The sequence below is a fragment of the Caulobacter sp. GW822-FHT07D08 genome (assembly GCF_058798735.1).
The window spans coordinates 234,969-247,159 of the sequence record NZ_JBXAKU010000001.1 but is presented as its reverse complement, the minus strand read 5'-3'; the positions used below and the strand labels follow the sequence as shown (position 1 = coordinate 247,159).

General features: G+C 69.7%; 10 protein-coding genes and 1 tRNA gene. 3 read left to right on the top strand and 8 right to left on the bottom strand.

What is annotated here, in order from left to right:
- The first annotated feature begins 49 nt into the window (after nt 1–49).
- Both ybaK and AC1RJ9_RS01165 read left to right on the top strand, forming a co-directional pair.
- Nucleotides 50–526 (top strand): Cys-tRNA(Pro) deacylase, encoded by a 477-nt coding sequence (gene ybaK / locus AC1RJ9_RS01170; RefSeq protein WP_492835489.1) that lies wholly within the window; start codon nt 50–52, stop codon nt 524–526.
- 50 nt (nt 527–576) lie between these two features.
- Nucleotides 577–653, top strand: a tRNA-Met gene (locus tag AC1RJ9_RS01165).
- Nucleotides 654–781: 128 nt separating this feature from the next.
- Here the strand turns inward: AC1RJ9_RS01165 and cobA are convergent.
- The 8 genes from cobA to AC1RJ9_RS01125 all read right to left on the bottom strand — a co-directional run bounded on the left by cobA (nt 782) and on the right by AC1RJ9_RS01125 (nt 10,968).
- Nucleotides 782–1,546, bottom strand: a complete 765-nt coding sequence (gene cobA / locus AC1RJ9_RS01160; RefSeq protein WP_492835491.1) for a uroporphyrinogen-III C-methyltransferase — start codon at nt 1,544–1,546, stop codon at nt 782–784.
- Nucleotides 1,539–4,223: a molybdopterin-dependent oxidoreductase gene (locus AC1RJ9_RS01155; RefSeq protein ID WP_492835493.1), complete on the bottom strand. Its 2,685-nt coding sequence runs from the start codon at nt 4,221–4,223 to the stop codon at nt 1,539–1,541. The genes cobA and AC1RJ9_RS01155 overlap by 8 nt, the downstream gene beginning before the upstream one ends.
- Nucleotides 4,216–4,569 (bottom strand): nitrite reductase small subunit NirD, encoded by a 354-nt coding sequence (gene nirD / locus AC1RJ9_RS01150; RefSeq protein WP_492835495.1) that lies wholly within the window; start codon nt 4,567–4,569, stop codon nt 4,216–4,218. The genes AC1RJ9_RS01155 and nirD overlap by 8 nt, the downstream gene beginning before the upstream one ends.
- Nucleotides 4,566–7,022, bottom strand: coding sequence for a nitrite reductase large subunit NirB (gene nirB, locus AC1RJ9_RS01145; RefSeq protein WP_492835497.1), 2,457 nt, complete (start codon nt 7,020–7,022; stop codon nt 4,566–4,568). Before nirB ends, nirD begins: the two co-directional genes overlap by 4 nt.
- Nucleotides 7,023–7,078: 56 nt before the next feature.
- On the bottom strand, nt 7,079–8,299 hold the full coding sequence (locus AC1RJ9_RS01140) for a nitrate/nitrite transporter (RefSeq protein WP_492835499.1): 1,221 nt from the start codon (nt 8,297–8,299) through the stop codon (nt 7,079–7,081).
- Between the two features lie 243 nt (nt 8,300–8,542).
- Nucleotides 8,543–9,649, bottom strand: a complete 1,107-nt coding sequence (locus tag AC1RJ9_RS01135) for an ABC transporter substrate-binding protein (RefSeq protein ID WP_492835501.1) — start codon at nt 9,647–9,649, stop codon at nt 8,543–8,545.
- Nucleotides 9,646–10,224, bottom strand: a complete 579-nt coding sequence (locus AC1RJ9_RS01130; protein WP_492835503.1) for an ANTAR domain-containing response regulator — start codon at nt 10,222–10,224, stop codon at nt 9,646–9,648. The genes AC1RJ9_RS01135 and AC1RJ9_RS01130 overlap by 4 nt, the downstream gene beginning before the upstream one ends.
- Nucleotides 10,225–10,536: 312 nt before the next feature.
- A complete protein-coding gene (locus AC1RJ9_RS01125; protein WP_492835505.1) occupies nt 10,537–10,968 on the bottom strand; it encodes an Lrp/AsnC family transcriptional regulator in 432 nt (143 codons plus the stop codon).
- Nucleotides 10,969–11,089: 121 nt separating this feature from the next.
- Here AC1RJ9_RS01125 and AC1RJ9_RS01120 point away from each other — a divergent pair, with 121 nt between their 5' ends.
- On the top strand, nt 11,090–12,190 hold the full coding sequence (locus AC1RJ9_RS01120; RefSeq protein WP_492835507.1) for a saccharopine dehydrogenase family protein: 1,101 nt from the start codon (nt 11,090–11,092) through the stop codon (nt 12,188–12,190).
- Nucleotide 12,191 lies beyond the last annotated feature (1 nt).

Here is a 12,191-nt window from a genome sequence, read left to right as displayed (position 1 = left end):
CCAGCCGCCCATATTCCAAGGCCTTGCACAGTTGGCTATGACGCGAGCCATGTCCAAGAGCACCCCCGCCACGATCGCACTGACCAAGGCCGGCGTCGCGTTCGACCTGCATACGTATGACTACGATCCGGGGTCGGAGCGTGTGGGCCTGCAGGCCGCCGAAGCGCTGGGCGAGGACCCTCGCCGCGTTCTCAAGACCCTGATCGTCATGCTGGACGGCAAGCCCGCCTGCGCGATCCTGCCCTCGGACAAGGAGGTCAGCATGAAGAAGCTGGCCGCCGCCCTCAAGGGCAAATCGGCCGCCATGGCCCCGGTCCCCGACGCCGAGCGGATCACCGGCTATAAGGTCGGCGGCGTCAGCCCCTTCGGCCAGAAGAAGCGCCTGCCGACGGTGATGGAGGAAGCCGCCCTGGCCGAGGCCTACGTCTTCATCAACGGCGGCCAGCGAGGCCTGCAGGTCAAGCTGGCGCCCGCCGACGCGGTCAAGGCGCTTGGTGCGGTGACGGCGGCGATCGTCTCGGAATAGCCGCCGCTTGAAATGCCGCGCGGTTCTCGCCTATAAGCCCCGCCTCCTGGGGCTGGGTAGCTCAGATGGTTAGAGCGGTGGATTCATAACCCACAGGTCGGCGGTTCGATCCCGCCCCCCGCCACCAGGACGGATTTCCGTAACCGCCTGGTTTTCCTGCGCTTCTCCTGGGAACACAGAAGAACAAAGCCGGGCCGTTAGACTCCCGTTCGCCTGGCCCGCTAGACTTTTATTCCCGCTAAGTACCGGCCGCCACTAGCTAGCAACGCGGGAAAGATCGGCGTTGAGAGCCGGGCGGGCCTCCCACGCCTGGGCGGCGACTTCGCCGACCACGATCAGCACCGGACCGCTCTTCAGCTCGGCCATTCGGCTGGGCAAGCTCGCCAAGGTGCCGCGAACCAGCCGGGCCGCCGGCCCGCCGGCCTGCTCGACGGCCACGGCGGGCGTATCGGGGGCGCGGCCTGCGGCGATCATCCGGGCGCTCAGGACCTCGACGACCTCGCGGCCCATGTAAATCGCGATGGTCGCCTCCGGATCGCCCGCCGCGCTCCAGTCGCCGCTCAGGGCGCCGGCCTCCAGACGCGCGGTCGTAAACACCACCCGCCGGGCTTGGCCGCGATGGGTCAGGGGGAAGTTGAACTGCGCGGCGGCGGCGCAGGCGGCGGTGACGCCAGGCACCACCTCGACCGGCACGCCGTGGCCCCGCAGGAACTCGGCTTCCTCGCCCACCCGGCCGAAGATCGACGGATCGCCGCCCTTCAGCCGCACCACCCGCAGACCCTTGCGGGCCAGCAACAGCATAAGCCGGTTGATCTGGTCCTGGCGCATGGAAGGCTGGCCAGCCCGCTTGCCGGTCTGGATACGCACGCAGCCGGGCGGGGCCAGTGCGATGACATCCTCGCTGATCAGGGCGTCATAGAGCAGGGCCTGGGCGCTTTCGACGGCGCGGGCGGCGCGTAGCGTCATCAGGTCAACGGGACCGGGGCCGGCCCCGACGAGCAGGACTTGGGCGTCAGACATGGGCGGGCTCCTTGGTCGGAACGGAAGCCGCGATCGCGGCGATCATCCGGGCGATCTCGGGACGGCACGAACCGCAGTTGGTCCCCGCCCCCGTGGCGGCGCCGACCGCGTCGGGATTGGCGGCCCCGGCGGCGATGGCGGCCTGCACGGCCCTGGCGCCGACCTTCAGGCAGGCGCAGACCAGCGGCCCCTTGTCGACCGGCGCGCCGGGCGGACGGCCAAGCAGCAGGGCCGAGCGGGCTTCGGCGGTCAGGGCGGGTTCGGCGAACAGCTCGGCCAGCCAGTCGCGCGGCGGCAGGCGGCCGGTCAGGGTCACGTACAGCACCGCGACCAGTCGGCCGTTGGCGTCGAGCCAGGCGTCGCGCCGCGCGCCGGTGGCGGCGTCGTCATAGGTCACGCGTTCGCCGACCACGGACCGTGTCAGGGCCTTGCGCAGGGCGGCGCGCTCGGCGTCGTCGCCCCGGCCGGCGAACTCGTGTTGCTGGCAGGCGTCCCGTGGGATGCGCCGCCAGACGAGGTCCAGCCCCGGAGGGGGTCCAAGGCTGTTGCGCGTGAGGAAGAAGCCCTTCCAGGTTTCGCGATAGGCGCGGATCCGGGCGGGGGTGTGCTTGAACTCCGGCTGGCCGGAGATGGGGTCGAGATTGGGCGCGATCAGGGGATTGGATCGCCCCGACGGCGCGAAGGCGTCGGTCCAGTGCATGGGCATGAACAGCCCGCCCGGCCGCTGACGGTCGGTGACCTTGGCCAGGGCCACGGCCTCGCCGCGCGCGGTGATCACCCGGGCCAGGGCGCCGTCCTTCAAGCCGGCCGCTTCGGCGTCGGCCGGGTGGACGTCGACGAACGGCTCGGGCGCGTGACGGCACAGGTCGGGCGCCAGGCCCGTGCGGGTCATGGTGTGCCACTGGTCGCGGATGCGGCCGGTATTGAGCGACATCGGGAAGGCCGCATCGACGGCGTCGGCCGGACCCTTGGGCCGGGTCGGGACCATACGGGCGCGGCCGTCGGGGGTCTGGAAGCGGCCGTTGACGAACAGGCGCGGCGCGCCCTGGCCGTCGGCCATGATTGGCCACTGCACGGGCGAAAGGGCGGCGTAGTCGTCGGGCGCCAGGGTCGAAAGGCCGGCGAGGTTCAGCAGCCGGCCTTCGTTCTCATAGGCCGTCAGTCGCGCCCATTCGCGGAACACGCTGGCCTGCGAGCTCCAACCAAAGCCGTCGAACCCCATGGCCTTGGCCACGTCGGCGACGATCCGCCAGTCGGCGCGCGCCTGACCTGGCGCGGAAAACAACGCCCGCTGGCGTGAGATCCGGCGCTCGGAATTGGTCACCGTCCCGTCCTTCTCGCCCCAGGCCAGGGCCGGCAGCTTGACGTCGGCGAAGGCCGTGGTGTCGGTCTCTACGCAGTCGGACACCACCACGAACGGGCAGCGTTCCAGCGCCTCGCGAACCCGGGTCGCGTCGGGCATCGAGACGGCCGGGTTAGTGGCCATCACCCAGACCGCCTTGATCTTGCCGGCGTGGACGGCGTCGAACATGTCGACGGCCTTGAGCCCCGGCGCGCGGGCGGTGTCGGGCGCGCCCCAGAAGCGGGCGACGCGGTCGCGGTCGGCCGGGGCGAAGTCCATGTGGCCGGCCAGGGTGTTGGCCATGCCGCCGGTCTCGCGTCCGCCCATGGCGTTGGGCTGGCCGGTGATCGAGAACGGACAGGCGCCCGGCTTGCCGATCCGGCCCGTGGCCAGGTGGACGTTGAGGATCGACAGACCCTTGGCCGTGCCCTGCGCCGACTGGTTGGCGCCCATCGAGAACAGGCTGACAGTCTTCGGGTTGGCGGCGAACAGGTCGTAGAACGCGATCAGGTCTTCGACCGCCACGCCGCAGTCGGCGGCCACGGCGGGGGGCGACTGGTCCGAGTCCGCCAGGGCCGCCTCCACGTCGGCGAACCCGTTCACATGGGCGGCGATGTAGTCGCGGTCGATGGCCTCGCGCCGGATGAGGTCCGCCAGCAGGCCGTTCCACAGCCGCACATCGCTCTGCGGGGCGATGGCCAGATGCAGGTCCGCGCCCTCGGCGGTGTCGGTGCGGCGCGGGTCGATGACCACGTGCCTCTGGCCCCGCGCCTTGGCCGCTTCCATGCGCCGGAACAGCACCGGATGGGTCCAGGCGGCGTTGTGGCCGCTGAACACCACGAGCTCCGCCAGGTCCAGGTCCTCATAGCAGCCGGGCACCAGATCCGCGCCGAACGCCTGCTTGTGGGCCGCCACCGCCGAGGCCATGCAGAGCCGGCTGTTGGTGTCGATGTTTCCCGAGCCGATGAAGCCCTTCATCAGCTTGTTGGCGACGTAGTAGTCCTCGGTGAGGAGCTGGCCGGAGACATAGAAGGCGACGCTGTCGGGGCCATGCTTGGCGATGGTGTCCTTGAAGCGCTTGGCGACCAGGGCGGTGGCGTCGGTCCAGCTGGCGACCTTGCCGCCGACAGTCGGCTCCAGCAGCCGGCCCTCCAGCCCCACCGTCGCCCCCAGCGCCGCGCCCTTGGAGCACAGGCGGCCGAGGTTGGCGGGGTGGGCGACGTCGCCCTTCACCGAGAGCATGCGCCCCTCGCCGACAGCGCCGGTCACGCCGCAACCGACCCCGCAATAGGGACAGGCGGTCTTGACCGGCATCGGGGCGGCGCCGTCAGCCATCGACGGCGGCCATCGTCAGGCTTAGCAGCAGTCGGCCGTCGCGGACCTCCAGGGGCACCACCGGCGTGCAGCCCTTGCCCCGATCCGCGCCCATGGCCTCGCCGGAAGCCAGGTCGATGGACCAGTTGTGCAGCGGGCAAGCCACGGCGCGGCCGTGGACGATGCCCTGGCTGAGCGGCCCGCCCTTGTGCGGACAGGCGTCGATCAGAGCGAACACCTCGCCGTCGCCGGTGCGGAAGATGGCGATGTCGCCACGCGGGCTGGTGACCCGACGGGCCCCGCGACGCGGGATGTCGGTGACGGCGCCGACGTCGATCCAGACAGGCGGTTTCAGAGGGGCGTTCATGCGGGGGCGAACTCCATCCGGCGGCTCATGGGCGTGAATTCCTCGTTGTGGCGACCGGCCACGCGCTCGGCCCACGGGTCGATGCGGGCGAAGCGCTGCGAGAACACGAAGCGGTCGTAGAGCGCCTTGCGCTGGTCCGGATCGGTGACCTGGGCCTGGATGCTCTCCAGCCCGACGCGCGCCATCCACTTATAGACCCGCTCCAGGTACCAGCCCTCCTCGCGGTAGAGCTGCATGACCGCCGCGATCACCCAGAGGACCTCGTCCTCGGAGCCGACATGGGTCAGCACCTTGGTTCCCTGGATGTGGAGGCCGGCCGCGCCGCCGATGTGGATCTCGTAGCCGCTGTCGACACAGATCACGCCGAAGTCCTTGCAGGTGGCCTCGGCGCAGTTGCGGGGGCAGCCCGACACGGCCAGCTTGACCTTGGCCGGGGCCCACGAGCCCCACAGGAACTTCTCCAGGCGGATGCCCAGGCCCGTGGAGTCCTGGGTGCCGAACCGGCACCAGTCGCTGCCGACACAGGTCTTCACCGTGCGCAGCCCCTTGGCGTAGGCGTGACCGCTGACCATGCCGGCGGCGTTGAGGTCGGCCCACACCGCCGGCAGGTCGTCCTTCCTGACGCCCAGCAGGTCGATGCGCTGGCCGCCGGTGACCTTGACGGCCGGGATGGCGAACTTGTCGGCGACGTCGGCGATGGCCCGCAGCTCGTCGGGGGTGGTCATGCCGCCCCACATGCGCGGCACGACGCTATAGGTCCCGTCCTTCTGGATGTTGGCGTGGACCCGTTCGTTGATGTAGCGCGACTGCTTGTCGTCGCGGTACTCGGCCGGCCAGGCGCACAGCAGGTAGTAGTTCAGGGCCGGCCGGCACGAGGCGCAGCCATCGGGCGTGGTCCATTCCATGGCCTGCATCACCGCCGGCATGGACCTGAGATCCTGCGCCAGGATCGCCTCGCGCACCGCCGCGTGCGGGTGGCGGGTGCATTTGCACATCGGCTTGGGACCGACCTGCGCCTTGAAATCGTCGCCCAGGGTCAGTTTCAGCACTTGCTCGACCAGCGGCGTACACGAACCGCACGAGGCCGAGGCCTTGGTCACCGCCTTGACGTCGTCCAGCGTCGTCAGGCCCTGGCCGGTGATGGCCGTGACGATCGCACCCTTGCAGACACCGTTGCAGCCGCAGATTTCCTGCGTGTCGGGCATGGCCGCAACGGCGGCGTTAGGGTCCAGGCCGGACAGCCCTTCCGTGATGGCCTGGCCGAAGATCAGGGTGTCGCGGATGTCGGCGACGGCGGTCCCGGCCCGCATCAGGTCGAAGTACCAGCCGCCGTCGGCGGCGTCGCCGAACAGGACGGAACCGACGAGCTTGCCGTCCTCGATGACCACGCGCTTGTAGACGCCGCGCCCGGCGTCGCGGAACACGATGTCCTCGCAGCCCTCGCCGCCGGCGAACTTGCCGGCAGAGAACACGTCGACGCCCGAGACCTTCAACCGGGTCGACAGCACCGAGCCTTCATAGGCGCCCTCACCGTCCGTCAGGCTTTGGGCCAGAGCCCGGCACATGTCCCAGATGGGCGCGACCAGGCCATAGCAGGCGCCCCGGTGCTCGGCGCATTCGCCGACGGCGAACACCGCCGGATCAGAGGTGCGCATGGCGTCGTCGACGACCACGCCGCGATTGACCGCCAGGCCAGCCTCACGCGCCAGAGACGCGTTCGGACGGATCCCCACCGCCATGATCAAGAGATCGCAAGGCAGCACACGACCGTCTTTCAGCTTGAGGCCCGCGACCCGACCGTCCTGACCGACGATCTCCTCGGAATGGGCGCCCAGCACCGTCTCGACGCCCCGGTCCAGCAGGGCCTCGCGCAGCAGAAAGCCGGCGCTCTCGTCCAGCTGACGCTCCATCAGCACGTCCATCAGGTGGACGACCGTGGCGGCCATGCCGCGCCTGGCCAGGCCGTAGGCGGCCTCCAGCCCCAGCAGGCCGCCGCCGATCACCACGGCGCGGGCGCCGGGCTTGGCTGAGGCCGCGACCATGGCCTCGACATCGTCCAGGTCGCGGAAGGTCACCACGCCTTTCAGGTCGGAACCTGGCAAGGGCAGACGGAAGGGATCGGAGCCCGTGGCCAGGATCAGCTTGTCGTAGGCAAGCGAAAGCCCCCCTTCGGCCCGCACCGTCCTGCCTTCGATATCGACCTCGACGACCGCGCGGCCAGCATGCAGAGCGATGCCGTTGTCGCGGTACCAGGCCTCGTCATTGATGACGATGTCTTCGAAGGTCTTCTCGCCCGCCAGCACCGGCGAGAGCATGATGCGGTTGTAGTTGACGCGGGGCTCTGTCCCGAAGATCGCGATCTCGTAGCGGCCAGGATCGCGCTTGAGGATCTCCTCGACCGCCCGGCAGCCGGCCATGCCGTTGCCGATGACGACCAGTTTTTCCTTGGTCATGCCAGTTTTCCCTTGGTCATGATTGTGCTCTTCGACTGAAAGGAAGGGGGCGGGGGCTAGACGCGGACGGGCGCGGCGTCGCCGTTCAGCGTCGGCCAGACCGCGCGCCAGCGGGCCTTCAGGCCGTGCAGGGCGACCAGGGCGACTAGCGCCAGAAGCGAAAAGCCGAGGAAGCCGATCTGGTAGGCGCCGGTCAGCTTCTTGGCCATGCCCAGGGTCGAGGCCAGGTAGAAGCCGCCGATGCCGCCGGTCATGCCGATCAGCCCGGTCATCACCCCGATCTCCTTGCGGAAGCGCTGGGGCGCCAGCTGAAACACCGCGCCATTGCCGGCGCCCAAGGCCAGCATCGAGAACATCAGCACCGCCAGGGCCAGCCACGCCGAGGGCGCGTGGAAGCTGGCGACAGCCAGGCCCAGGGCGGCCAGGGCGAAGACCACCGTCAGGGTCCGCACGCCGCCGAAGCGGTCGGCCAGGGCTCCGCCGACTGGACGGATGAACGAGCCGGCGAACACGCAGGCGGCGGTGAAGAAGCCGGCGATCACCGGATCCAGGCCATATTCCGAATTGAAGTAGATGGTCAGGGACGAGGCCAGGCCGACAAAGCCGCCGAAGGTGACGCCGTAAAGCAACATCAGCCACCAGGCGTCCGGCGTCTTCAGAACGTCCATATACTCGGCCAGCTTCTTGGGCGCGGGCTGCTCGGGAGCGTCCTTGGCCAGCAGCATGTAGACGACGAAGGCCACGGCCAGCGGCAGGGCGGCCAGGCCGATGACGTTCTGCCAGCCGAAATGCTTGGCCAGGATCGGCGCGAACAGGGCCGCCAGGGCGGTGCCCGAGTTGCCGGCGCCAGCGATGCCCAGGGCCAGGCCCTGATGCTCCTGCGGATACCATCGCGAAGCCAGCGGCAGGGCGACCGCGAACGAGGCGCCCGCCACGCCCAGCACCAGACCCAGGGCCAGCACCTGATGATAGCTGTGGACACCCAGCGACCAGGCCATGGCCAAGCCGGTCAGCACGATCAGTTGGCTGATCATCCCGGTGCGCTTGGGGCCGATGCGGTCGACCAGCACGCCATTGACCAGGCGCAGCAGGGCCCCGGCCAGGACCGGGATGGCGACCATCAGGCCCTTCTGCGCGGGGTCGAGATGGAAGTCCTTGGCGATGGCCACGCCCAGCGGACCCAGGATCACCCAGACCATGAAGCTGAGGTCGAAATACAGGAACGCGGCGAACAGGGTCGGCGCGTGGCCAGCCTTGAGAAAGTCTCGGGAGAGCATGATCTGCCTCGGATGTGCGTGTCTGCGAGAGCGAGGCGTGAACGCCTCGGGCGAATGACCGCATCCGAGCGGTCGTCTCTGGCAGCCACGAACGCCGTTGTCCGAAGGCCTGAGCGAGTGAAGGGTCGGATGGCCGGCGTAGTCACCCGCCGCGTCGCGCCCCGGCGTCAGCACGCGCCCACTTGTATGATTGCGCGGCAAAAAGGCGGTCGCCTTGCGCGAACCTTGGGCGGGTGGCGTCGATCAGGCCGTCGGAGACGTCGGCGCCGCGCCGTCGAACAGGGCCGAGGGCGCCGGCGCGGCGTCGGCGAACACCAGGGTCGGGTCCAGCACCGGCCCCAGAGACAAAGCCGCCGCGCGGAACAGGTCGGGCCGGTAGACCCGGTCGGCGACAGCTTCCGCGTCGAGGTCCCGCGCGACCTGACCCCAGCGGGCCATCTGCGACAGGAACCACAGGGCGTGGTCGCGGCGCGGCAGGCCAGCGGCGCCGCGGTGGAAGACGATCTCGCCCTCCAGCGCCCGCGCGATCGCGGCGGGATCGACCCCGACATGTTCGGGTCGCGCCAACAGGGCGACGAGTTCGTCGCGATTGGCGCGGTCGTCGGCCCAGGCGGCGGCGCGGATCAGGGCGCGCAGCGCCGCCCGGAGCTCGTCGGCGTGGCCCGCGGCCCAGTCGGCGGTGACGCCGAACACCTTGTCAGGTCCGCCGGGCCAGAACTGCGAGGCCTTCATCAGAATCTCGCCCACGCCCCGCGCCGCGGCGACGGCGTTCCAGGGCGCGCCGACGCAGAAGCCGTCGATCGCCCCGGACGCCAGTTGCTCGACCATGCGCGGCGGCGGGGTGACCACGAGGCGTACATCGCGATCGGGATCGACGCCCGCCTGGGCCAGCCAGTAGCGCAGGGCGTAGTTGTGCATCGAATAGGGGAAGACCACGGCGAAGGTCAGCAGCCGCGCGCCCGTCCGCCGACGCTGGTCGATCAGCGCCTTCAGCGGCGCGGCGGTGACCGGCCGCGCGGCCAGGGCGACGGGATCGATCTCTTCCAGCGCCCGGGCCAGGGCGGTCGAGACGGTGATGGCGCTGCCGTTGGCGTTGAGGGCCATCGGGGCGATCATCGGCTTGGCGATGTCGGGCGAGACGCCGGCCGCCAGGGTCATCGGCGCCAGCATATGGGCGCCGTCCAGGGCTCCAACCGCCACCTTGTCGCGGATCGTCGCCCAGGCGGCTTCGCGGTTGAGCTCGACCCGCAGCCCCTCCTCGGCGAACAGGCCAAGCGTCCGGGCCACGATCAGCGGCGCGCAGTCGGTCAGGGGAATGAACCCCAGGCGCAGATCGGCCAACCCGCTCACGACGCGTCGCCCTTCAGGATATTGGCGAAGGCCAGCAGGTCGGCGGCCACCGATCCGATCGGCCGCCCCTTGTCCATCGCCAGCTTGCGCAGCAGGCGATAGGCGCCGTCCTCGTCCAGGCCGCGCTCCTTCATCAGAAGGCCCTTGGCCTTCTCGACGGTCCTGCGCGACTCCAGGTCCGCCTTGGCCTTGGCGAGGTCGCCCCGCAGCTGCTGGGTCAGGGCGAAGCGGCTCATGGCGACATCGAGGATGGGGCGCACCCGGGCCGGCGCGAGGCCGTCAACGACATAGGCCGCCACACCGGCCCGCACCGCCTGTTCGGCCAGGCCCGGCTCCGAGCGGTCGACGAACATCACCACCGGGCGGGGATTGGTCTGTGACGCCTCGCGCAGGCTTTCGAGGGTGTCACGATCCGGGCTATCCGACGCGATCACGACGACGTCTGGCGCGAAGGCCTGCACCTCGCGCTCGTCGAAGGCCGCGGCCTGCTTGACCTCCAGGGGATCCACACCCTGTAAACCCTCGGCGACAAGAGCGGCTCGGGCAGGGTCGGGATCAATGACAAGCACGCGCATGCCACCTGCCTAGGACCCAGAACGCTCGCACAGGAACCAGCCTTGACGCCCCAGGCCGCACAACGAGCCTGGCGCCTACATTTTGAACAGGCAAGGATCGATCGTGGGCGCCGTCCTCATTGCGCTCGGCGACGCTTTCATCAGCAACGCAATCTCGCACTTCGCGCCGGCCGCCGATCCGCCAGGACTTAGACCGGTCGACCGAACGCCGCCGTCGTTGCCCATCTGCCCCCCAACAGCCACCAGGACGGTTCTCCGTAACAGTCTGGTTTCTCGCGAGCGCGGCTTACGGCGTGAACAGGCCGCCCAGTTCTAACGGTCGAACTTGGTCGACAGGATTATCGAGGAGGTCGTGCGCTCGACGCCCGGCAGATGGCCGATGCTATCGATCACCTCGTCCATCCGCGCGACGCTGGTGGTGGCCGCCACGGCGATCATGTCGAAGTCGCCGCTGACCGAATGCAGGACCCGCACCTCGGGAATGGCCCGCAGCGCCGCTTCCACGGCGCGGCTCTCCTTGGGCGCGACCTTGATCATGACCTGAGCGCGCACGGCGCCATGCTCGTGGTCGGGCGCCAGGCGAACGGCATAGCCGACGATGATCCCCTCGCGCTCCAGGCGCTCGATCCGGCTCTGGACCGTCGTGCGGGACCGCCCCACCCGGCGGGCGAGGTCGGCGGTGGCGGTCCGGCCGTTCTCGCGCAGCGCGGCGAGCAGTTTCTGGTCGATGGCGTCGATCGTCACTTCGCCTATATCCCCCTGCATTTCGCCGATATCTTCACGGCATCTCGACGATAGCGCCACTATGAATCGCTTATGCGCCTCGCATCATGTGTCCGCGTCTGTCGCGGGGAGAATGGGACACATGAAAGAGGTCGTGGTTGTTGGAGGCGGCAAGATCGGGTCGATGATCGCCGAAATGCTGGCCGGGTGCGGCGACTACGCCGTGACCGTGGCCGACGCCTCGGCCCAGGCGTTGGAGCGCCTGGAAACCACCGCCGCGGTGAACAAGGTCAGGGTCGACATCACCGACGAGGCGGCCCTCGACCGTCTGCTGGCCGGCAAGTTCGCGGTGCTGAGCGCCGCCCCCTTCAGCCTGACCGTCACCATCGCCCGCGCGGCGAAAGCCGCCGGCGCCCACTATCTGGATCTCACCGAGGACGTGGCCAGCACGCGCGCGGTCAAGGCCTTGGCCAAGGACGCCCGCAGCGCCTTCGCGCCGCAGTGCGGCCTGGCGCCAGGCTTCATCACCATCGCGGCCTACGATCTGGCCCGGCGGTTCGACGAACTACACGACGTGCGGATGGGCGTGGGCGCCCTGCCGAAGTTTCCCTCCAACGCCCTCAACTACAATCTGACCTGGTCGACGGACGGCCTGATCAACGAGTATTGCGAGCCGTGCGAGGCCATCGTCGGCGGCGTGCGCCGCGAGACCCAGCCACTGGAGGACCTCGAGGAGTTCGCCCTGGACGGCGTGCTGTACGAAGCCTTCAACACCTCGGGCGGGCTGGGCGGCCTTTGCGAGACCCTGGACGGCAAGGTGCGCAACCTGTCGTACCGCACGATCCGCTATCCGGGCCACGCGGCCCTGATGAAGGCGCTGCTGCACGACCTGCGCCTGCGCGAGCGGCGCGACGTGCTCAAGGACATCCTGGAGAACGCCCTGCCCGCGACCCTGCAGGACGTGGTCATCGTCTTCGCCAGCGTCAGCGGCCTGCGCGGCGGCCGGCTGATGCAGGAGACCTACGCCCAGAAGATCTACGGCGCCCAGATCGGCGGCCGTCCCCGCAGCGCCATCCAGATCACCACGGCGGCGGGCATCTGCGCGGTGCTGGACCTGCTGGCCGAAGGCAAGCTGCCGTCCGCCGGGTTCGTGCGCCAGGAGGACGTGGCCCTGGCCGACTTCCTGGCCAATCGCTTCGGGCGTCGCTACGCCCCGAGCCAGGCCGAAGACCTCGCCGCCTGAC